The sequence below is a fragment of the Pengzhenrongella sicca genome, assembly GCF_017569225.1.
Lineage (GTDB): Bacteria > Actinomycetota > Actinomycetes > Actinomycetales > Cellulomonadaceae > Pengzhenrongella > Pengzhenrongella sicca.
Genome location: NZ_CP071868.1, coordinates 3,254,146 through 3,276,132, shown reverse-complemented (window position 1 = coordinate 3,276,132; position 21,987 = coordinate 3,254,146). Strand labels below are relative to the sequence as shown.

General features: G+C 73.6%; 19 protein-coding genes. 16 read left to right on the top strand and 3 right to left on the bottom strand.

Annotated features, from left to right (window positions below; all coding sequences use genetic code 11):
* Nucleotides 1–80: 80 nt before the first annotated feature.
* The 11 genes from J4E96_RS15095 (at nt 81) to J4E96_RS15045 (ending at nt 10,253) form a co-directional block, all read left to right on the top strand.
* On the top strand, nt 81–2,390 hold the full coding sequence (locus J4E96_RS15095) for an ATP-dependent DNA helicase RecG (protein ID WP_227422897.1): 2,310 nt from the start codon (nt 81–83) through the stop codon (nt 2,388–2,390).
* Between the two features lie 62 nt (nt 2,391–2,452).
* Nucleotides 2,453–3,148 carry an ABC transporter ATP-binding protein gene (locus tag J4E96_RS15090; RefSeq protein ID WP_227422896.1) on the top strand — a complete coding sequence of 232 codons (696 nt, stop codon included), beginning with the start codon at nt 2,453–2,455 and terminating at the stop codon, nt 3,146–3,148.
* 7 nt (nt 3,149–3,155) lie between these two features.
* Nucleotides 3,156–4,730: a DUF6297 family protein gene (locus J4E96_RS15085; protein ID WP_227422895.1), complete on the top strand. Its 1,575-nt coding sequence runs from the start codon at nt 3,156–3,158 to the stop codon at nt 4,728–4,730.
* Between the two features lie 13 nt (nt 4,731–4,743).
* Complete coding sequence (rsmD, locus tag J4E96_RS15080; RefSeq protein ID WP_227422894.1) at nt 4,744–5,331, top strand: 16S rRNA (guanine(966)-N(2))-methyltransferase RsmD; 588 nt, start codon at nt 4,744–4,746, stop codon at nt 5,329–5,331.
* 14 nt (nt 5,332–5,345) lie between these two features.
* Nucleotides 5,346–5,843, top strand: coding sequence for a pantetheine-phosphate adenylyltransferase (gene coaD, locus J4E96_RS15075; RefSeq protein ID WP_227422893.1), 498 nt, complete (start codon nt 5,346–5,348; stop codon nt 5,841–5,843).
* A gap of 3 nt (nt 5,844–5,846) precedes the next feature.
* Nucleotides 5,847–6,365 (top strand): hypothetical protein, encoded by a 519-nt coding sequence (locus J4E96_RS15070; RefSeq protein WP_227422892.1) that lies wholly within the window; start codon nt 5,847–5,849, stop codon nt 6,363–6,365.
* A 131-nt stretch (nt 6,366–6,496) separates the two neighbouring features.
* Nucleotides 6,497–7,075, top strand: a complete 579-nt coding sequence (locus J4E96_RS15065) for a YceD family protein (protein WP_227422891.1) — start codon at nt 6,497–6,499, stop codon at nt 7,073–7,075.
* A gap of 2 nt (nt 7,076–7,077) precedes the next feature.
* On the top strand, nt 7,078–7,272 hold the full coding sequence (gene rpmF / locus J4E96_RS15060; protein ID WP_227422890.1) for a 50S ribosomal protein L32: 195 nt from the start codon (nt 7,078–7,080) through the stop codon (nt 7,270–7,272).
* 29 nt (nt 7,273–7,301) lie between these two features.
* Entirely contained in the window at nt 7,302–8,000 is a 699-nt protein-coding gene (gene rnc, locus J4E96_RS15055) for a ribonuclease III (RefSeq protein WP_227422889.1), read from the top strand.
* 24 nt (nt 8,001–8,024) lie between these two features.
* Entirely contained in the window at nt 8,025–8,978 is a 954-nt protein-coding gene (mutM, locus tag J4E96_RS15050; protein ID WP_227422888.1) for a bifunctional DNA-formamidopyrimidine glycosylase/DNA-(apurinic or apyrimidinic site) lyase, read from the top strand.
* 90 nt (nt 8,979–9,068) lie between these two features.
* Complete coding sequence (locus J4E96_RS15045; RefSeq protein ID WP_406619925.1) at nt 9,069–10,253, top strand: IS30 family transposase; 1,185 nt, start codon at nt 9,069–9,071, stop codon at nt 10,251–10,253.
* 154 nt (nt 10,254–10,407) lie between these two features.
* Here the strand turns inward: J4E96_RS15045 and J4E96_RS15040 are convergent, their stop codons facing one another.
* Entirely contained in the window at nt 10,408–11,355 is a 948-nt protein-coding gene (locus tag J4E96_RS15040; RefSeq protein WP_227422886.1) for an NAD(P)-dependent oxidoreductase, read from the bottom strand.
* Nucleotides 11,356–11,513: 158 nt separating this feature from the next.
* On the opposite strand from J4E96_RS15040, the gene J4E96_RS15035 reads away from it, so the two are divergent.
* A complete protein-coding gene (locus J4E96_RS15035) occupies nt 11,514–12,143 on the top strand; it encodes a response regulator (protein WP_227425781.1) in 630 nt (209 codons plus the stop codon).
* A gap of 51 nt (nt 12,144–12,194) precedes the next feature.
* Here the strand turns inward: J4E96_RS15035 and J4E96_RS15030 are convergent, their stop codons facing one another.
* Together J4E96_RS15030 and J4E96_RS15025 are read right to left on the bottom strand one after the other, a co-directional pair.
* Nucleotides 12,195–13,874, bottom strand: a complete 1,680-nt coding sequence (locus J4E96_RS15030; protein ID WP_227422885.1) for a sensor histidine kinase — start codon at nt 13,872–13,874, stop codon at nt 12,195–12,197.
* Nucleotides 13,875–13,965: 91 nt separating this feature from the next.
* On the bottom strand, nt 13,966–15,648 hold the full coding sequence (locus J4E96_RS15025; protein ID WP_227422884.1) for a sensor histidine kinase: 1,683 nt from the start codon (nt 15,646–15,648) through the stop codon (nt 13,966–13,968).
* A 432-nt stretch (nt 15,649–16,080) separates the two neighbouring features.
* On the opposite strand from J4E96_RS15025, the gene J4E96_RS15020 reads away from it, so the two are divergent.
* From J4E96_RS15020 to rpmA, 4 genes are all read left to right on the top strand, one after another.
* Complete coding sequence (locus J4E96_RS15020) at nt 16,081–17,496, top strand: stealth family protein (RefSeq protein ID WP_406620464.1); 1,416 nt, start codon at nt 16,081–16,083, stop codon at nt 17,494–17,496.
* Between the two features lie 331 nt (nt 17,497–17,827).
* The gene (locus J4E96_RS15015; protein WP_227422883.1) at nt 17,828–21,079 is read left to right on the top strand and encodes a ribonuclease E/G; all 3,252 of its coding nucleotides are present in this window, start codon (nt 17,828–17,830) and stop codon (nt 21,077–21,079) included.
* A gap of 183 nt (nt 21,080–21,262) precedes the next feature.
* On the top strand, nt 21,263–21,571 hold the full coding sequence (gene rplU / locus J4E96_RS15010; RefSeq protein ID WP_227425779.1) for a 50S ribosomal protein L21: 309 nt from the start codon (nt 21,263–21,265) through the stop codon (nt 21,569–21,571).
* Nucleotides 21,572–21,657: 86 nt separating this feature from the next.
* A complete protein-coding gene (gene rpmA / locus J4E96_RS15005) occupies nt 21,658–21,906 on the top strand; it encodes a 50S ribosomal protein L27 (protein ID WP_227422882.1) in 249 nt (82 codons plus the stop codon).
* Nucleotides 21,907–21,987 lie beyond the last annotated feature (81 nt).

Genomic DNA, 21,987 nt, shown 5'->3' with positions numbered 1-21,987 from the left:
GTGGTGTCCAATGATCGTGCGCAGCGTCGAAGGGGCGTCGAGATGAGGGCCGTCGAACGGGCCGGGAGCGAGGGACGCGGATGACCGCCGAGCTGGGTGACGAGGTCGACCAGCCGGTCGGGCGGCTCGTCGAGCCGCTCGCGAAGGTGCTCGGGCCCCGGACCGCGGGTCCGCTCGGCAAGCTCGGCCTGCACACGACGGGCGACCTGCTGCGGCACTATCCCCGCCGCTACAACGAACCCGGCCAGCTGACCGACCTGTCGAGCATCCAGGTGGGCGAGCACGTCACGGTCATGGCGCAGGTGCGGCAGGCGACCGTCCGGCAGGTCCGCTCGGGCGGGTACATGCTCGCCGCGGTCGTGACCGACGGCTCGCGCTCGCTCAACCTGACGTTCTTCGCCAAGGCCAAGCGGCCCCTGCACGGCCACGAGATCAAGCTCCGCGCGGGGCGCGTCGGCCTGTTCACCGGCACCGTGAGCCTCTACCAGCGCACCCGGCAGCTGACGCACCCCGACTACGTGATCGTCGGCGTCGACGTCGACGACGAGGCGGAGGCGCTCGTCGAGGCCGGCCGGCCGATCCCGATCTACCCGGCGAGCGCGTCGATCCCGTCGTGGCGCATCCAGACCAGCGTGCGCACCGTGCTCGGCCCGCTGACCGAGGCGGACGTCCCCGACCCGCTGCCTGCGGCGCTGCGCCAGGAGCGCACGCTGTCGACGCTGTACGAGGCGCTGCGCGACGTGCACGAGCCCTTCACGGACGACCAGTCGCGCCGGGGCATGCACCGGCTGCGGTACGAGGAGGCGTTCGTGCTGCAGGCGGCGCTGGCGCGCCGGCGCGCCGAGGCCGCGAGCCAGGAGGCGACGGCCCGGCCGGGCGTGGTCGGCGGCCTGCTCGACCGGTTCGACGCCCAGCTGCCGTTCACGCTCACGGCCGGGCAGCGCGAGGTCGGCGTGGAGCTCGCGCGCGACCTCGCGCGCGCGCAGCCGATGCAGCGGCTGCTGCAGGGCGAGGTCGGCTCCGGCAAGACCGTCGTCGCGCTGCGCGCGATGCTTCAGGTGGTCGACGCCGGCGGGCAGGCCGCGCTGCTCGCCCCGACCGAGGTGCTCGCGTCGCAGCACGTGCGCACGCTGCGGGCCCTGCTCGGGTCGTTGGCCGAGGGCGGCTTCCTCGGCGGCGACGACGACGGCACGCGGGTCGCGCTGCTCACCGGCTCCCAGGGCGCGGTGGCCCGGCGCGAGAACCTGCTCGACGCCGCGAGCGGCCGCGCGGGCATCGTCGTCGGCACGCACGCGTTGCTGAGCGAGAACGTCCAGTTCGCCGACCTCGGTCTCGTCGTCGTCGACGAGCAGCACCGCTTCGGTGTCGAGCAGCGGGACCTGCTGCGGGCGAAGGCCGCCAGCGCGCCGCACCTGCTGGTGATGACCGCCACCCCGATCCCGCGGACCGTCGCGATGACCGCGTTCGGCGACCTCGAGACCTCGACGCTGCGCGAGGTGCCGGCCGGTCGCAGCGGCGTGACGACACACGTCGTCGCCGCCGAGAACGCGCGCTGGATGGACCGCACGTGGCGGCGCGTGCGCGAGGAGGTCGACGCGTTCCACCGCGTGTACGTCGTCTGTCCCCGGATCGACCCCGACGAGCCGCGCGCGGGCGGCGCGGGCGACCGCCAGCGGCCGGGCGCGCGGACGGGCGACGACGAGGACGGCGCCGACCTGCTCGCGCTCGACCTCGACGAGGGCGCCGGTGAGTCCCGCGCGCGCCGCCCGTTGCGCGCCGTGCTCGAGGTCGCGGACGAGCTGCGCGCGCTGCCGGCGCTCGCGGGCGTCGAGATCGGCGTGCTGCACGGGCGGATGTCGGCGGACGACAAGGAGACTGCGATGGCGAAGTTCGCCGCGGGCCAGCTCCAGGTGCTCGTGTCCACGACGGTCATCGAGGTCGGCGTCGACGTCGCGGAGGCGACGGTCATGGTCGTGCTGGACGCCGACCGGTTCGGGATCTCGCAGCTCCACCAGCTGCGCGGCCGGGTGGGTCGGGGCAGCGCGCCGGGCCTGTGCCTGCTGGTCTCCGGGGCGGTCGACGACGACCCGGGCCGCCCGTCGGCCACCCGGTTGCGCACGCTCGCGCAGACGACCGACGGCTTCGCGCTCGCGGACGTCGACCTCGAGCTGCGCCGCGAGGGCGACGTGCTCGGCGCCGCCCAGTCCGGCGGCGCGAGCTCCCTGCGCCTGCTCCGCGTGACCCGCGACGGCGACCTCATCGCCCAGACGCGGGTGGACGCGTCGGCGCTCGTCGCCGCCGACCCGACGCTCGCGCGCCACCCCGAGCTCCGCGACGCGATCGAGCAGCAGCTCGCCGGCGAGCGCGAGGAGTTCCTCGAGCGGTCCTGACCGCCGGGTCCGGCGTCCCGGGGCGCGCGGAGGGCGACCCCGGCGGTGCGTACGCTGTTCGCGTGTCCGCCCCCCCTGTGATCCGCGTGGACGACCTCGTCCTCAGCTACGGCGGGGAGCCGGTCTGCGCCCCCGTCTCCTTCACGTTGCACCCCGGGCGCGCGCTCGGGCTCGTCGGCGCGAACGGGTCCGGCAAGTCGACCGTGCTGCGCGCCGTCCTCGGCCTGCTCGCGCCCGTGAGCGGGACGCTCACGGTGCTCGGCCGTCCCGTCGACGAGCGCGAACGAGCCTTCCGGGCCCAGGTCTCGAGCGTCCTCGACGACGACGCCTACTTCCCGGCCCTGACGGTCGGCGAGCACCTCTTGCTCACGGCGCGGGGCCACGGCCTGCCCGACGCCGGCGACGTCGTGCTCGAGCTGCTCGAGGACTTCGGGCTGATCGACCACGCCAACGTGCTTCCCGTCGCGCTGTCCTCCGGCCAACGTCGCCGCCTGCTGCTCGCGGCGGGCTTCGCCCGGCCGCGCCGCCTGCTCGTGCTTGACGAGCCGGAGCAGCGCCTCGACCAGCGCATGCGCGCGCGCCTCGCCGAGCGGCTGCGGGCCGAGACCGCAGGCGGCGGCGCCGTGCTGCTCGCGACCCACGACCCCGAGCTGCTCGAGGCGGTGGCCCATCGCGCCGTCCTCGTCGCCGACGACACGTCGGCGCGCCTGAGCGTCGCCGACGCCGCCCGGGCGATCCGCGCCGAGCCCGCGCGGTGACGGCCCGGTGACGGCGCAGGACGCCGACGCCGGGGCGGCGCCGCTCGCGCTCGCGGTGCCCTCCGGCCGGCAGATCCGCCGGCTCACGTCCGCGACGGCGCGCCGGCGCGGCGGCGCCGGCATCGGCGAGCTGCTCGGCGACGTCTACTACGCGGTGATCAGCGCGGCCATCGGCATCGCCCTGGCCCTCGGCCTCGTCAACGCGATGCGCGACGCGCTCCCGCCCGAGCCCGCCGTGCCGCTCGCCGGGCCCGACCTGAGCATCCCGAGCCTCGCCACGCTGTTCGTCGTCGGGCTCGTCGGGGTGCTGCTCTCGCTCGCCGGCCGGCTCGGCCCCGTCGGGGTCGGCGGCGCCGAGGCGACGTGGTGGCTCTCGCTGCCCGTCGACCGGCGCGGCCTGCTGCGCCCGACGGCGGTGCGCCTGCCGCTGCTCGCCGGAGCCGTGGCGACGGTCCTGCTCGCGCTGATCGATCTCGGCCTGCCGAACGACGGCTCGCTGTCCGTCGGGCGCGCGCTCCGCGTGGGGGCCGTCGGCGGCCTGGGCGCCGCCCTGCTGGTCCTGCTGGCCGGGGTCGGGCAGTCGCTCGGGGCGGTCCGGCGCCGGATCGCGGCCACGGGCAACGCGCTCATCGCGCTCGTGCCGCTGCTGGCGCTCCTGGGCGCCGTCCTCGGCTGGAGCCTGTCCGACGTGCCGGAGCCGCCGGCCGTGCTCATCCCGGTCCTCGCGGTCGCCGTCGTCGCCGCGGCGGTCGCCCTCGACCGGCGCCTCGCCCGCATCCCCGCGCGTGACCTGCGCGACAGCGGCTCGGTGGCGAGCCAGGCCGTCGGCGCGGTCGTCTCGCTCGACTCGCGCGAGCTGGGCCGCGCCCTCACCGACGGGGCCGCCGCGACGCGCCGGCGCCGGGTCGCCCGGTTCGGCTGGGTGCGTTCGGCCGAGACCGCGCTCGTCGCGGCCGACCTGGCCGTCTTCGTCCGCTCCCCACGGCACGTCCTGCAGGTCGTGGCCGCCGCGTGCGTGCCGGCCGTCTTCGTGGGCGTGCACCAGATCGCGAACCCCGGCGTGCTCGCGGCCGCGGTCGTCGTCTCCGGGTACGTCGCGATGGTGGCGACCGCTGAGGGCGCCCGGCGGGCCGAGATGGCCCCCATCCTCGACCGCCTGCTGCCGTTGGAGGCGGCCCGGGTCCGCCAGCTGCGGATGGTCGTGCCGGGCGCGGTGATGCTGGCGTGGTCGGCCGCGGCGTTCGCCGCCGTCGCGCAGCTCCAGGGCGGCCTCGGCGGCTGGCTCGTCCTCGCGGTGCTGTCGACCCCCGTCTGGGCCGGCGCCGCCGTCCGGTCGGCGTACCGGCCCTCGCCCGACTGGTCCGGCCCCCTCGTCTCGACCGCCGCGGGCGCGCTCCCGGTCGGCATCGGGGGAGTGCTGGCGCGCGGGCCCGACGTCGTCATCCTCGGGCTGGTCCCGGTGCTCATCTCGATCGTGCTCGGGTTCGTCACCACCCCGGTGCTGCTCGGCCAGGTGGCGGCGTCGGCGATCGCCCTGGCCGTCTGCGCCCACGTCAAGGCGCCCCCGACGGCGTCCGAGTGAACGGGAGCACCCCATGACCAGGATCGTGTCCGGCTCGGCCGGCGGCCGCACGCTGAAGGTTCCGCCCACCGGGACCCGCCCGACGAGCGACCGGGTCCGCGAGGCGATGTTCTCCCGGCTCGAGCACCTGCGAGCCGTCGACGGCGCGCACGTGCTGGACCTGTACGCGGGATCGGGCGCGCTCGGCCTCGAGGCCGCGAGCCGCGGCGCGCTCGCCGTGACGCTCGTCGACTCGGCCCGGCCGGCCGTCGACGTGTGTCGCGCCAACGCGGCCACGCTCGGCCTGCGCGGCGTCGTCGCCGTCGCCGACCGCGCCGAGCGGTTCGTGCGGCGGCCCGTCGACCCGCCGTGGGACCTCGTGTTCCTCGACCCGCCGTACGAGCTCGCCGACGACGACGTCGCGGAGGTGCTCGACGCCCTGGTCGCCGCGGCCGCGCTGGCCCCGAGCGCCGTCGTCGTCGTCGAACGCGCCGCGCGCAGCCCCGAGCCCCGCTGGCCCGCGGGCCTCGAGCGCGGCGAACGGCGCGCCTACGGCGACACGGTGGTGTGGTTCGCCGACGCGACCCACGCGGCGGGGTCACCGCCACAGCCAGCGCCCTGACATAGTCTGGCCGAGTGACCATCGCCGTCTGCCCCGGGTCCTTCGACCCGGTCACGCTCGGGCACCTCGACGTCGTCCGGCGAGCCAGCGCGATGTTCGACGGCGTCGTCGTCGGGGTCGCGCACAACTCCAGCAAGCAGGCGCTGCTGACCGCCGAGCAGCGGGTCGCACTCGCCCGGGCCGCGCTCGCGGGCCTCGACGGCGTGCGCGTGGAGCTCGTCGGCGGGCTGCTCACCGACTTCTGCCGCGAGGTGGGCGCCACGGTCGTGGTCAAGGGCCTGCGCGGCGGCGCGGACTTCGACCACGAGCTGCCGATGGCGCTCATGAACCGGCACCTGACGGGCGTCGAGACGGTGTTCGTGGTGGGTGACCCGGCGCTCGGGCACATCGCGTCGTCGCTCGTGAAAGACGTCGCGCGCCACGGCGGCCAGATCGGGGACCTCGTGCCGGCTGGCGTCGAGGCCGTCGTGCGTGACGCGTTGGGCATCGGCCCCGCGGACCAGAAGGAGTAACCGATGACTGACCAGACCGCCACCGGCGAGGATGGCTTCGACCGGAGCCAGCCCGAGGGGCTCACCGGCATCCTCGACGCGCTGACCGCGACGGTCACGCACGCCCGCGCGATGCCGATGTCGTCGTCCGTGCTGATCAACCGCGCCGAGCTGCTCGACCTGCTCGACCAGGCCCGCGACGTGCTCCCGACGCAGCTGAGCCAGGCCGACGACGTGCTCGCGGCCGCCGGCGCCGCGCGCGGGGTCGCGCAGGCGGATGCGGACGCGATCCTCGCCGCCGCGCGCGCGCAGGCCACCGAGCTGGTCGACGCCGAGCACGTGACGATCGCGGCGCACGAGCGGGCCGCTGAGATCATCGCCGCCGCCGAGGGCGTCGCGGAGGGGCTGCGACGGGATGCGGACGACTACTGCGACCGGCGCCTCGGCGACTTCGAGATCGACCTCGGCAAGGTGCTCGCCCAGGTGCAGGCGGGCCGCGCGAAGCTCGCGAACCGGCTCGCCGACGCCGAACCGGGTGCGTAGCGCGGCCCGACCGGGTCCGACCGGGCCGCGATCGGGTTCGCGTTTGGGTCGCCCCGGTTGAGCAGGTAGTGTTGTCGGTTGGTCCTGCCGGTCTGGCACGGGCCGACGTCTACCTGTCTGGAACCGCAGCTGTGGAGCGCCCGAACCAACTCGATCCCCGATCGCCCTTTGTGCTCGATACTCATGAGCTCGGACGGCGTGCCGGATCGATGCGACGGGTGCAGCGCACTGTGCCGGCACCGGAAGACCTCGGCACGGACATGATCGGCATCCCCGCCGGCACGGAGGTCGAGCTGGAGCTTCGGCTCGAGTCCGTGATGGAGGGGGTCCTGGTCACCGGTCACATCCGTGGCCGGGCGGTCGGAGAGTGCGTGCGCTGCCTGGATGAGGTCGTCGACGACGTCGACGTGCCCCTGACGGAGCTGTACGCGTACTCCGAGCGTGCCCGAGCCGCTGAGGCCGAGGGTGACGACCTTGAGGACGTGCGCGAGCTCGATGGCGACTTGATCGACATCGAGCCCGCGTTGAGAGACGCGGTGGTGCCTGCACTGCCGTTCCGACCGCTGTGCCGGCCAGACTGCCCGGGACTGTGCTCCGAGTGTGGAGCGCACCTGGCGGACGACCCGGACCATTCGCATGAGATCCTTGACCCTCGGTGGGCCGCGCTGAATCGGCTCCAGGGCACGTTGGACGAAACGAAAGAGAGCTAGCCGTGGCTGTTCCGAAGCGCAAGATGTCGCGCAGCAACACCCGTGCGCGTCGGTCGCAGTGGAAGGCCACTGCTACCGCGCTCACCACCTGCCCCCAGTGCAAGGGCAACATGCGCCCGCACATCGCCTGCCCGACCTGCGGCAACTACAACGGTCGCCAGTACTCCGAGGCCATGCGCACCGAGCACGCGAGCTGACGTCGGCCTTGTCGACGCACCCGCGCGACGTGGCCGGCGCTCCGGCTGAGCAGCTTGGCGAGAAGCTCGGGGTCCACCTGGACCCCGAGCTTCTTGTGCTGTCCCTGACGCACCGGTCGTTCGCGCACGAGGCCGGCGGTATCCCCACGAACGAGCGCCTGGAGTTCCTGGGCGACAGCGTCCTGGGGCTGGTCGTGACCGAGGCGCTGTTCCGCCGGCACCCGAGCCAGGACGAGGGCGACCTCGCCCGGATGCGGGCCGCGACCGTGTCGCAGCGCGCGCTCGCCGCGATCGCGCGCACGCTCGACCTCGGGTCCTACGTGCTGTTGGGCAAGGGCGAGCTGTCGACGGGTGGGCCGGACAAGGACTCGATCCTGTCCGACACGCTCGAGGCCGTCATCGGCGCCGTCTTCATCGCGAACGGGCTCGAGGTCGCGCGCGTGCTCGTCGAACGCCTCGTCGGGCCGACCCTCGAGGTCGCGGCCGACCTCGGCGCGGGGCTCGACTGGAAGACCTCGATCCAGGAGCTCTCGGCCGACCTCGGGCTTGGCCTCGTCGCCTACGAGGTCGTCGGCGTCGGCCCGGACCACGAGCGCACGTTCACGGCGCAGGCCGTCATCGCGGGCGAGGTCCGGGGGACCGGGACCGGCCCCGCGAAGAAGATCGCCGAGCAGGAGGCGGCCGCGGCCGCGTACGGCTCCCTGCAGGCCGCCGCCGGCCGGCCCTGACCGGCCCCCTTCCGACGCGAGACCGTGCCTGAGCTCCCCGAGGTCGAGACGGTGCGTGCCGGGCTTGCCAGGCACGTGCTCGGGCGCACCGTCGCGCGCGTCGACGTGCTGCGGGACTACAGCGTGCGGCGCCAGCCGGGCGGTCCGGCGGAGTTCGTCGGCGAGCTCGTGGGCCGCCGCCTGGACGCGGCGGTCCGGCGGGGAAAGTACCTGTGGCTGCTGCTCGACGCGCCCGCGGGGCTCGACACGCCCGTGGGGCCCGATTCGTCCGCGGCGGGGCCACCTCGCGCCGCGCTGATGGCCCATCTCGGCATGAGCGGTCAGCTGCTCGTGCACGGCGCGGAGCCCGCCGGCCCGGTGCCCGCGCACCTGCGCGTCCGGATCGGGCTCGACGACGGCGCGCAGGTGCACTTCATCGACCAGCGCACGTTCGGGCACCTGTCGGTCACGGCGCTGACCCCGACGACCGACGGCGCCGCCGGCGGCCAGGGATCGGCCGAGCCTGCGGTGCCGCAGCCCGTCGCGCACATCGCCCGGGACCTGCTCGATCCGGCGCTCGACCGCGCCGGCGTCATCGCGGCCCTGCGACGCCGCCGGACCGGCGTCAAGCGCGCGCTCCTGGACCAGACCCTGGTGTCCGGCGTCGGGAACATCTACGCCGACGAGGCGCTGTGGCGCGCGCGTCTGCACTACGCGCGCCCGACGGACGTCCTGCGCGCCGTCGACGCGGGGCGGCTGCTCGACGCGGCGGCGGCGGTGATGAGCGAGGCGCTCGTCGCCGGCGGGACCAGCTTCGACGCCCTCTACGTCAACGTGAACGGCCAGTCCGGCTACTTCGACCGGTCCCTCGCGGTCTACGGCCAGGAGGGCCGGCCGTGCCCGCGCTGCGGAACGCCCGTGCGCCGGGACGAGTTCATGAACCGGTCGGCGTACACCTGCCCGACCTGCCAGCCCCGCCCCCGCTCCGGCCGCTGGTAGGGCGTGCGCGCGGCGAGGTAGTCCTTTCCGGGTGAGGTAGTCGGCAGATTCATATGGTGGGAGCAACGCCCCTGTTGAAGGAGCGTTGTGATGGTCAAGTTCCCTGAGGGCACTCGGGCTCGGTTTGTGGATCTGGTCTGTGGTGGTCTGAGTGTTGAGGCTGCTTCTGCGCGTGTCGGTGCTGTTGGGGCCACGGGTTTCCGGTGGTGGGCCCAGGCTGGGGGGATGGAGCTGCGCAGTGGGCGCTTGGGTGGTCTGGCTGACCCGGGGCCACGAACGGATCGCGACGCCAGCGAGCGGATGGTGACGTTGGCCGATCGGGGGATGATCGAGATGGGCCGGCGCACGGGCATGAGCTATGCCTTGATCGGGCAGGCGATCGGTCGGGACAAGTCCGTGGTCTGGCGAGAGGTCAGGCGCAACGCGGGCCCGGACGGGGCCTATTACGCCTCGCTCGCCCATGCCAGGGCCCATCAGGCCCGGCGGCGGCCGAAGCCGTTGAAGCTGGTCGCGAACGCGCCGTTGTGCGCGCAGATCGCTGCGTGGATGGACGTCGGGTGGAGCCCGAAGCTGATCTCGTCGATGCTGGCGCTCACCTTCGCCGATGATCAGGGGATGCAGGTGAGCCACGAGACGATCTACCGCGCTCTCTACGTCCAAAGTCGCGGGAACTTGCGCGCTGACCTGGCCAAGAAGCTGAGTTTGCAACGCAAGAAGCGAGTTCCCCATACCGCTGACCGGCACAAGAGCAGCCCCTACAAGGAGGCGTTCAAGATCAGTGACCGGCCAGCCGAGGTCGAGGATAGGGCGATCCCTGGGCACTGGGAAGGTGACCTCATCATCGGCCGCAACGGGACCGCGATCGGCACTCTGGTCGAGCGCAGCACCCGATTCACGATCTTGCTGCACCTGCCCGACGATCACAGTGCAGGCGCGGTCGCGGCAGCGATGATCCGCGAGATGAGCAGCCTGCCCGAACATCTGCGTCGCTCGATCACCTGGGACCGCGGAACCGAGCTCGCCCACTACGCCCAGATCCAGACCGCGCTCGACGCGACGCTCTACTTCTGCAACCCGCACTCACCCTGGCAGCGCGGCACGAACGAGAACACGAACCGGCTCCTGCGATTCTGGTTCGAAAAGGGCTCCGACCTGGCCGTACATACCCCCGCGGACCTGCATCGAGTTGCGGCTACCTTGAACCGCAGACCCCGCCCGACCCTGGACCTACAAACCCCAGCCGACCGGCTGAACCAGCTGCTACTCGCCGCATAACCCCCGGCGTTGCTCCCACACCTTGACTTTGCCGTCCTTCTGCAGGGACTACCTCACCGCGGATGGACTACCTCACCGCGGATGGACTACCTCGCCGCGGAGGGACTACCTCACCGCGCAGGGACTACCTCACCGCGGAGGGACTACCTCCGCGTCAGCGAGCGACCACGTTGCGCAGCGGTTGGCCGGCCAGCAGGGCCGCCAGGTTGGCGCTGACGAGCTCTGAGGCGCCCGTCGGGCGGCCGCCGGCCGCGTGCGGGGACACGATGACGTTGGGCTCGTCCCACAGCGGCGAATCCGCGGGCAGCGGCTCGATCTCGAACACGTCGAGCGCCGCGCCGCCGAGCCGGCCCTCGTGCACCGCGCGCGCGAGCGCGGCCTCGTCGAGCGTCGTGCCCCGGCCCACGTTGACGACCCACGCGTGCGCAGGCAGCAGCGCGAGGCGCTCGGCCGAGATCGCGTGGTGCGTGTCGGCCGTCGCAGGCAGGATCCCGATCAGGAGGTCGGTCGTCGGCAGCGCCGCCTCGACGTCGGCCGCCGCGATCACCGGGAAGCCGACGCGCTCGCCCGCTGAGCTCGCGACGCCGGTCACCTCGGCGCCCAGCAGCCGCAGGTGCGGGGCGAGTGCCTGCGCGATCGAACCGAAGCCCCACACGAGCACCCGCGCGCCCGCGAGCGTCCGGAACGAGTCCGCGGGCCGGCCGGGCTGCAGGCCGCCGAGCTCCGCCGCCCAGCGGTGGGCCGTCTGGGCCCGCACGAGCAGGTTCAGGCGCCGCGCGGCGGCGAGCACGAGCGCCAGCGCGTGCTCGGCGACCGGGCCGTCGTGCAGCGATCGGCCGGACGTGATGACCGCGCCCGGAACGAAGCCTGCGCCGAGCACTGCGTCCGGGCCCGCGGCCAGCGCCTGCACCCAGCGCAGCCTCGCGCCCCGGGCCGCGGCGTCGCGCAGCTGACCCGCCGGGTTGCCCCAGACCACCATCGCGTCCGCCGTCTCGATGGCCGCGGGCAGCGGCTCGTCCACCGCGTACGGGACGACGACGACGCCGGCGGGCACCTCCGGGGTCAGCGGCAGGGACGTCGGCAGCAGCAGGGTGAACGACATGGTGGCCTCTCGTGGCGGGGGTTTGCCCCCCCAGGATTCACCAGTTTGGGCGTGCTCGGCCCCGCCGTGTTCGGAACGGTCCCACTCATCGTTACGATGCCGAGGTGGTGATCAGCAACCTGACCTCGTCCGCGGACCGTGCCGCCGTCATAACGGTGATGATTGTCGACGACCATGAGGTGGTCCGTCGCGGCATCGCCGAGGTCGTCGAGCGTGCGGAGGGTATGCACGTGGTGGCCGAGGCGGGGTCGGTGGCCGACGGAGTCCGGCGCGCCGGGCTGGTGCGGCCCCAGATCATGCTCGTCGATCTGCAGCTGCCCGACGGCACCGGCATCGACCTCATGCGTAAGGTGCGCGAGACCCAGCCCGAGGTGCGCGCCATCGTGCTCACCTCGTTCGACGACGACGACGCCCTCGCGGCCGCGCTCGACGCCGGCGCCGTCGCGTACCTGCTCAAGAGCGTGCGGGGGGCGGAGATCACCGACGTCGTGCGGGCGGTCGCCGCGGGACGCACCCTGCTCGACGAGCGGACCGTGACGCGGCACAAGGCCGGCCACGAGGACCCGACCGAGCACCTGACGCCAAGCGAGCTGCGCGTGCTCGACCTCATCGGCGAGGGCCTGTCCAACCGCGAGATCGCCGAGCGCCTGAGCGTCGCCGAGAAGACCGTCAAGAACCACATCACGAGCCTGCTGGCGAAGATGGGCCTGCAGCGTCGGACCCAGGTGGCCGCGTGGGTCGCCGCGCGCAAGCACAGCGGCTGGCGCGCCGAACCGGGCGACTCGTAGCCAGGAGCCGCAGCCAGCGCGCCACACCGGCGCTCCGCGGCAGCTGGCCGCTCAGGCCAGCGGGGCCCGCCAGTGCACCAGGGTGCCGCGGCCCGAGGGTGGCGTGCCCAGGGTGAACGTGCCGCCGTGCCGGCCCGCGCGCGTGGCGAGGTTCTTGGTGCCCGAGTGCCGGTCGCGCTCCGGGGACAGGCCGACGCCGTCGTCCTCGACCTCGATCGTCACGGTCCCGCCCCGCCCGGACCCGGCCACGCTCACCCGGACCCAGACGGTCGTGGAGTGGGCGTGCCGCGCCGCGTTCGCGAGCCCCTCGCGGGCCACCGCGGCGACGTCGCCCGCGAGGTCGGCGCCGAGCACGTCGTCCATGCGGGCGATCGCCGCGATGTCGCCGGGGCCTGCGCCGATCGGGTGCCCCTCGTAGACCACCTCGAGCGCCGGGTCGAACCCGAGGCCGGTCCGGGCCAGGGCGCACTCGCGCTGCAGCCGCTCCACGAGCGGGGTCGCGGTGTCCGGGTTGTGCAGCGCGTGCACGATGACCCGAATCTGCCGGACCGAGGAGTCCACGTTGTCCAGGGCCGTCTCGACGATGCGCGTGAGCCGGGGGTCGGAGCCGTCGGCCGTGCGGCTGCGCACCGTCTCGAGCTGCAGTCCCGTGGCGAACAGCTGCTGGATCGCCAGGTCGTGCAGGTCGCGCGCGATGCGCTCGCGCTCGTCGAGCAGCGCGGCGGCGTCGTGGGTGCGGCGCGCCTCGGCCAGCACGAACGCGAGCGCGGCCTGCGCCGCGAACGACTGCGCCCGGTCCAGGTCGCTGGCGTCGAACGGCGCCCGGCCGACCGTGCGCAGCAGCACGAGCACGCCCATGTAGTGCCCGGACGAGAGCAGGGGGGCGTACAGGGCCGGTCCGAACTCCCGCAGCGGCGCGAGCTGCGGGTCGCGGGCGGTCGCGAGCGACGGCACGAGCGCCCCCTGCCCCGTCGCGAAAGCGTCCCAGGAGCGCCCCATCCGGGCCATGGTGAGCCCGAGCAGCTTCTCCCGGCCCCGCCCGTCGACGATCTCCATCACGAGCTCGCCGCCCATGCCGGGCAGCACGAGCGCCGCGGTGTCGGCGTGGGCGATCTCGCGCGCCGTGCTCGCGATCTGCAGCAGCGCGTCCTCCTCGTCGGCCCCCTCGAGCAGCATCGTCGTGATCTGCTGCCCGGCCCGCAGCCACTGCTCGCGCCGCATGGCCGCCTCGTAGTGCTGCGCGTTCTGGATCGCGATCGCCGCCGCGGCCGCGAGCGCGGTCACGACTGCCTCGTCGCCGGCGTCGAAGCCGCCGACCTTCTCCGACAGGTAGAGGTACCCGAAGATCTCCTCGCCGACGCGCACCGCGGTGCCGAGGAACGAGTGCATCGGGGGATGGCCCGCGGGGAGGCCGCGGAACGCGGGGTGCTCCATGAGGTCGTGCAGGCGTAGGACGCCGTGCGACGGGATCTCGCCGAGCACCCCGATCGCGTGCGGCGGGTTCGCGAGCGCCGCGACGATCGGCGCCGGCATGCCGGCCTGCACGAAGGTGACGGAGGCGCCGTGCTCGTCGAGCACGTTGATCGCGCCGAACTGCGCGCCCGTCAGGCTCGTGCTCGCGGCGACGAATCGCTCGAGCAGCCGCGGCAGGTCCAGGTCGGCCGAGAGCGCCATGAACGCGCTGAGCAGGTCGGTGCTCGCGACCGGGGTGGTGCGTCCGTCGGGGACCATGGCGCCCCTCGCTCGCTCGGTCGGGTTGGTCCTACCATACGGCGTCGGCCGCGCGGTAGGACCAAGGACCCGAGAACGCCCCCGCGGTGGCTCAGCCGAGCGGGGCCTGCCAGCGCAGCAGGGTGCCCCGCCCCGACGGCGGCGTGCCGAGGCTGAACGTGCCACCGTGCTGCCGGGCGCGCGCGGCGAGGTTCTGGGTGCCCGAGTTCCGGTCCCGGGCCACGGACAGGCCGGCGCCGTCGTCCTCGACCTCGATCTCGACCATCCCGGTCGGCCCGACGCCCGTGACCGTGACCCGCACCATGACCGAGGACGAGTGGGCGTGCCGCGCCGCGTTGGCGAGGCCCTCGCGCGCGACGGCGACGACGTCGTCGGCCAGGTCCGCGGGCACCGCGTCGTCGATCCGGTCGACGTCGCCCTGCTCGTCCTGGGCCGAGTCGACAACGCGACCCGCGAACGTCACCACGAGCGAGGGAGCGAACCCGAGCCCGGTCCGGGCGAGCGAGGACTCGCGGCGCAGGCGCTCGACGAGCGACGTCGCGGCGTCCGGGTCGCGCAGCGCGTGCACGATCGCCCTGATCTGGCGGACCGTCGAGTCCACGCTGTCCAGCGCCTCCTCGATGATCGAGGTGAGCTCCGACGGGTCGACGCCGCGCGCCGCTCGCCGCCGGACGGTCTCGAGCTGCATGCCGGTGGCGAACAGCTGCTGGATCGCGAGGTCGTGCAGGTCGCGCGCGATGCGCTCGCGCTCGTCGAGCAGCGCGGCGACGTCCTGCGCGTGCCTCGCCTCGGCGAGCACGAACGCGAGGGCGGCCTGCGCCGCGAACGACCGCGAGAGCACGAGGTCGCTCGTCGCGAACGGCGCCGAGCCGACCCGGCGCAGCAGGACGAGCACGCCGACGCTGTGGCCCGACGTCCGCAGCGGCGCGTACATGGCGGGCCCGAACTGGCGCATCGGCTCGAGCTGGAGCCGGCGCGACGTGGCGAGCGACGGCACGACCTCGCCCGCGCCGCTCGTGAACGCCTCCCAGGACCGGCCGTCGCGCGGCATCGTGAGCCCGAGCAGCTTCTCCTTCGAGTGCCCGTCGACGATCTCCATCACGAGCTCGCCGCCCATGCCGGGCAGCACGAGCGCGGAGGTGTCGGCGCCCGAGATCTCGCGCGCGGTCGAGGCGATCTGCAGCAGCGCCTCCTCCTCCTCCGCCCCCTCGAGCAGCATCGTCGTGATCTTCTGCCCCGCCTGGAGCCAGTGCTCGCGCCGGCCGGCGACGCCGTACAGCTGCGCGTTCTGGATCGCGACCGCCGCGGCCGCGCCGAGGGCCCGGACCACCTCCTCGTCGCCGGCGTCGAAGCCGCCGACCTTCTCGGACAGGTACAGGTAGCCGAAGACCTCCTCGCGTACCCGCACCGCGGTCCCCAGGAACGAGCCCATCGGCGGGTGGTCGGCCGGGAAGCCCTGGAAGGCCGGGTGCTGCGTGAGGTCCTCGAGCCGCAGGACGCCGTGCGCCGGGATCTGGCCGAGCACGCCGACGGCGTGCGGGGACCGGGCGAGGCGGGAGATCGTTGAGTTGTCGAGGCCGCTCTGCACGAAGGTCAGGGAGTGCCCGCGCTCGTCGAGGATGTTGATCGCGCCGTACTGGGCGCCCGTGAGGTCCGTGCTCGCCTGCACGAACCGCTCGAGCAGGCTGGGCAGGTCGAGGTCGGCGGCGAGCGCGAGGATCGCGCTCAGCAGGTCAGCGGTGCGGGTCGTGGCCGGCCCCCCGTGGCTCGTCATCCGTGACTCCTCGCGCTCACTGCTCGATCGCGGTCCAGCCCCGCCGCGCGGCGAGAACTGCGCTCGTCCAGGTTACGTCGGGCGCGGCGCGCAGAGTCGGGCCCCGGGCCGTCGTGTTGGACTTGCGTGGCGATGGGCGTGGCGACGGGCGTGGCCGTCCGGGGGGCGACCCGCGTGGCCGCGCGCGTCACGTGGCCGAACGTACGATGGGGGCCAGTTGCCACCCCGCCGTTCTCGGAGGTTTTCATCACGGATCCGCACGCCCTCCACGACGACGTCTACTTCGGCGCGCCCGAGCCCGAGGAGAGCGAGCGGGAGGTCGTCGAGGTCACGTCCCCGGCCGCCGTCGCACGGCTCGCCGACCGCCCGGACATCATCAAGGTCAAGGGTCGCTACGCCGTCGTCAACACCGACCGGACGCCGCACGACGCCATGATCGAGGACCTGCTGTTCATCCGCGGCGCGCTCGACGCCGGCGGCATCGCATACCTCCTCGTGCGCGGCAACGACCGGCGCCCGGTGATCGCGGTCGACTGGCGCCGCCGGCGCGAGCTGCGCGAGGTCCTCGTCGCGGCGTGCCGGGACGAGCCGTTCTACTCGATGACGGTCGACGCGAAGAAGAAGACCGCGCTCCTGGTGTCCGACGGCGCGCTCGCGGTCGGCGGCAAGGCGCGGATCTTCCGGCTGTACCGGCCCCGGGTCGAGCCCGTGGGCGGCCTCACCTACGGGTCCTCGGGCGGCGTGCAGCTCGAGCTGTGGTCGTGGGAGGACGACAACCTCATCCTGCCGATCGAGAACTCGCTCACCCGGCGCACCCTGCCGGTGGTCGAGGCCGTGCGCGGCACCGTGAACCGGTACGGACTCGAGTGGCCCACGATCGAGAACATGTTCGCCGACCACGCGACCGACATCGACTTCGACATCGACCTGGTCTTCTCGTGGGTGGACGGCAACAGCCCGGCATACCGCGCGGCGCGCGCGCTGCAGGCCCAGGGCGTCGTCGTGGGCGAGGGGGACGACTCCGACGCCCGCTTCCTGCAGATCGACGAGCTCAAGTACGCCCTGCGGTCGGTGTACATGTTCGCGCCGTGGGTGCGGCACATCTTCATCGCAACCGACTCGGACCGCCCCGCGTGGCTCGCCGAGCACCCGTCGGTGACGCTCGTGCGCGGGGAGGACCACTTCCTCGACCCGTCCGTGCTGCCGACCCACAACTCGCAGGCCGTCGAGTCCCAGCTCCAGCACATCGAGGGCCTGTCCGAGCACTTCCTGTACTCGAACGACGACATGTTCCTCGGGCGCCCGGTCGGGCCCGACATGTTCTTCTCCCCGGGCGGCGTGACCAAGTTCATCGAGGCCAGCACCCGCATCGGCCTCGGCGACAACCACCTCGACCGCAGCGGCTTCGAGAACGCCGCGCGGGTCAACCGCACGCTCCTGTACGAACGGTTCGGCCGGATCACCACCCGGCACCTGGAGCACTGCGCGACGCCGCTGCGCCGCAGCGTGCTGCTCGAGATGGAGCGGGAGTTCGCGGCCGAGTACGCCGCCACGGCCGCCAGCCGGTTCCGGGCCAAGGACAACATCTCCGTCACCAACTCGCTCTACCACTACTACGCGCTGCTCACGGGAAGGGCCGTCACGCAGGAGAACGCGAAGGTCAAGTACGTCGACACGACGCTGGTCTCCGGGCTCGCGTCACTCGATCAGCTGCTGAAGAAGCGCTCGCACGACTTTTTCTGCCTCAACGACAGCAGCTTTCCCGAGGTGAGCCCGGACGAGCGCAACCTGCGGGTCACGCAGTTCCTCGAGCGGTACTTCCCCGTCGCCGCGCCGTGGGAAAAGTGATGGCCGACGGCGCGGACGCCCGGCCCCCGACACGCGGCGTCGACGGCCGCGTCGGGGGAGCGGTCGCGGGTCGCTGTGCGATACTGACATCGGTCGTGAGGGTGTCCACACCGCCCTCGTGATCGATGTCCGTGCTCGCCGCAACCGCGCTTCGCGGCTCGCCGCGCCGCCGCCGCCCCACCAGGGCGAACAGGCGGGCGCCGGCGCCGCCCGCGTGTTGCAGCCAGTCGCGACCGACTTCCGTCGCCGCGTAACCGCGTGAGCGACGACTGACCGCCCGCGTGCGCCGGGGAGTGTGGACGGCGTCCGGGGGCACCCAGGAGCACCGCGAGTGACGCTCGATACCACGCCCGACAGCACCACCAGCGCATCGACGGCCGCAGGCAGTGCGCCTGCAGCCGCAGGCGACCGGCCCGTCAAGGCTCCCCGCCGCCGCGCGACCCGCAAGACCGCAGCCCCCAGCGCCGAGACAGCGCCCGCCGCAGCCGCGACGGAGGCGGCGCCCGCCACTGTGTCCGATCAGGCGGCGCCCGCCGCTGCGTCGGCTGAGGCGGCTCCCGCCGCGTCGGCCCGCGCACCCCGCAAGGCCGCCGCTAAGAAGGCCCCGGCCAAGCGGGCGACGTCGACCCGCGCGGCCAAGAAGGCCGTCGCGCCGGTGGACGCGCCGGTCGCGCCCGCCGAGGTGCCCGCCGCCGAGGCTCCTGCCCCCGAGCAGCCCGCCGCCCAGCAGCCGGCCGCCGAGCAGGCGGCCGAGCCGGAGCTGTCCGCCGCCGCGAAGCGCTCGGCCAGCTCGACGTTCGACGTCTTCGCCGAGTTCGCCGCCGCGGCCAACGCGCCGGCCAAGGCGCCGCGCCGGTCCGTGCGCAGGTCACGCATCGCGAGCGAGCCCGTCGTGACGCCGGCGGCCAGCGTGTCGATCGTCTCCGAGCCGACCGTCTCCGAGCCGGTCGTCCCCGAGCCGGCCGCGACGGCGCCCGCCGCGCCGGCCGACGAGGCGCCCGTCGTGCACTCCGCGACCGAGCTGCTGTTCCAGGCGCCGGACGCGACGACCCGCCCGCGCCGTCGGCGTGCCCAGTCGCCCGCTGGCCCGCCCCGCGCCGCCGACACCCGTGACGACCAGGCCCGCGCCCACCAGTCGGCCCCGGTCGAGACCAGCCCGGCCGCCGACCTCGCGGTCGAGGACGAGGACGAGGCGATCGCCGAGATCGCCGTCGCGATGCCGCCCCGGCGCGCCTCGCGCCGGCGCGGTTCCTCGCGCGCAGCCGACGCCGTCGACGAGCTCGAGCCTGCCGCCGCGACGCAGACCGCCGTCCCGGCCGCCGCGGTGGCCGGCTCCGCTGACGAGAACGCGACGGAGCAGGCGAGCGACGAGCCCGCCGACGACGACGAGGACGGCGGCCCGCGCCGTCGCCGCCGCCGTGGCGGCCGCGGTCGTCGCGGGCGCAGCGGCTCGGACGGGTCCGACACGGACCAGTCGGACGCTGACAACCAGGACAACCAGGCCGACGGCCGTCGCGAGCACCGCACGGACGACCGCGAGCCCCGGCCCGAGCACGCCGAGGTCGCGTCCGGCGACGCCGCCGCGGCCGAGGACGGCTCGGACGACGCCGACGAGACGGGCGACGCCGACGGCGAGGGCGGGTCGAGCCGTCGCCGCCGCCGTCGTCGCCGCAGCGGGCGCGGGACCGACAGCGTCGAGTCCGAGCCCGCCCCGCAGGCGCGCACCCGGGGCTCGCGCTCCGGCAGCGGCGGATCGGGTTCGGGCTCGAACAGCAACATCGGCGCCACGGGCGCCGACGAGGTCACCGCGCTGCGCGGCTCGACGCGGCTCGAGGCCAAGCGTCAGCGGCGCCGTGAGGGCCGCGATGCCGGCCGCCGGCGCACGATCATCACCGAGTCGGAGTTCCTCGCCCGGCGCGAGTCCGTGGACCGCACGATGGTGGTGCGCGAGATCGACGGCGCCACCCAGATCGCCGTCATGGAGGACGGGGTGCTCGTCGAGCACTACGTCTCCCGCCAGGCGCAGGCCTCGATGGCGGGCAACGTCTACCTCGGCCGGGTGCAGAACGTGCTCCCGAGCATGGAGGCGGCGTTCATCGACGTGGGCAAGGGCCGCAACGCGGTGCTGTACGCCGGCGAGGTGAACTGGGACGCGGCCGGGCTCGAGGGCCAGCCGCGCCGCATCGAGCAGGCACTCAAGTCGGGCGACTCCGTGCTCGTGCAGGTCACGAAGGACCCGATCGGGCAGAAGGGTGCCCGGCTCACGTCGCAGGTCACGCTCGCCGGCCGGTACCTCGTCTACGTGCCCGGTGGCGGCATGACCGGCATCTCCCGCAAGCTCCCGGACAACGAGCGCGCCCGCCTGAAGAAGCTGCTGCGCGAGATCGTCCCGGACTCGGCGGGCGTCATCGTGCGCACCGCCGCCGAGGGGGCGAGCGAGGACGAGCTCCGCGCCGACATCCTGCGGCTGCAGGAGCAGTGGACCGCGATCGAGAAGAAGGCCAAGTCGGCCTCGGCGCCCGCGCTGCTGCAGGGCGAGCCCGACCTCGCGATCCGCGTCGTCCGCGACATCTTCAACGGCGACTTCGGCTCGCTCGTGGTGCAGGGCGACGAGGCCTGGGACACGATCTCGGGGTACATCGGCGCGCTCGCGCCCGACCTCGCCGAGAAGGTCACGCGCTGGACCGGCACCGGCGACGTGTTCTCGGCGCACCGCGTCGACGAGCAGCTCGCCAAGGGCATGGACCGCAAGGTCTGGCTGCCCTCGGGCGGCTCGCTCGTGATCGACCGCACCGAGGCGATGACCGTCGTCGACGTCAACACCGGCAAGTTCACCGGCGCGGGCGGCACGCTCGAGGAGACCGTGACGCGCAACAACCTCGAGGCCGCCGAGGAGATCGTCCGCCAGCTCCGGCTGCGCGACATCGGCGGGATCATCGTCATCGACTTCATCGACATGGTGCTCGAGTCCAACCGGGACCTCGTGCTTCGCCGGCTCGTCGAGTGCCTCGGCCGGGACCGGACCAAGCACCAGGTGGCCGAGGTCACCTCGCTCGGGCTCGTGCAGATGACCCGCAAGCGCGTCGGGCAGGGCCTCGTCGAGGCGTTCTCCGAGACGTGCGAGCACTGCATGGGGCGCGGCTTCATCGTGCACACGGACCCGATCGAGAAGCACGGCCACGTCGACGACGGCCTGCAGGGCGGTCACCCGCAGGGCGGCCACTCGCACGGCTCGTCCTCGACGTCCGACGACTCCGACGGCCCGTCCAAGGGCGGCCGTCGCAAGCGTGGCGGGGCCAAGGAGACTCTGACCGGGGCTCTCCCGCTCCCAGTGGCCGTCCCGGTCCTTCCGCAGGCACGGGCGGCCGTCAAGGCGACGCTCGCGACGATCGCCGCCGCGGCCGCGCACGCGCACGACACCGCGCTCGAGGAGCAGACCGGTCGCTCCGGCCCCGCCGACCTGCCCGTAGGGTTCGACTCGGACGAGGGCCTGGAGCTGTTCCCGGTCGCGCCCGAGGTCTTCGCTGCGGGTTCCGACGGCGACGCCGGCACGCGCCCGGCCAGCTCGCAGGGCGCGGAATGAGGGCTCATTTGACCCCGCCCGGCGTATTCCGTACCCTTCAATGTCGGCGCGCTTATGGCGCGCCCACCCCGTGTGCCCGCGCCGCCCGAGTGGCTGTGGTGCGATGAGTACGCGGCGGACGCACGTATTTGGACCGAGATTTTCTTCGAGCACAGACTTGACCGAGCAGAGATGAGCAGCAACGTGGTGTACGCGATCGTGAAGTCGGGTGGCCGCCAGGAGAAGGTGTCGGTCGGCGACATCGTCGTCATGGACCGTCAGTCCGCCAAGGTCGGCTCGACCATCGAGCTGCCGGCCTTGCTGCTCGTCGACGGCGAGAAGGTGACCACCGACGCCGCAGTGCTGGCGAAGACCGTGGTCACGGCCGAGGTCGTGCGGGACGAAAAGGGTCCGAAGATCGACATCCTCAAGTACAAGAACAAGACGGGCTACCGCCGCCGTCTCGGTCACCGCCAGAAGCTGACCCGCGTCAAGGTTCTCAGCATCGTCTGACCGTCTTCCGCGGTGACGTCCCGGGGATGACCCGGGCCGGCGTTGCGAACAGTCCCTTCCACGAGTAGCACGAAAGCAGGTTCGAGATGGCACACAAGAAGGGCGCAAGCTCCTCTCGTAACGGCCGCGATTCCAACGCCCAGCGCCTGGGCGTCAAGCGCTTCGGCGGCGAGGCCGTCAACGCCGGCACGATCATCGTCCGCCAGCGCGGCACGCACTTCCACCCCGGCATCAACGTCGGACGGGGCGGCGACGACACGCTGTTCGCCCTGGCCGCCGGTTCGGTGCTGTTCGGGACGCGCCGCGGTCGCAAGGTCATCGACGTCGTCGTCTGACGCTTTTTCGGCAAGTACAGATGTTGGGGCGCACCGGTTCGGTGTGCCCCTTCGTCGCGTGAGATAGCAGTATCTGAGCAG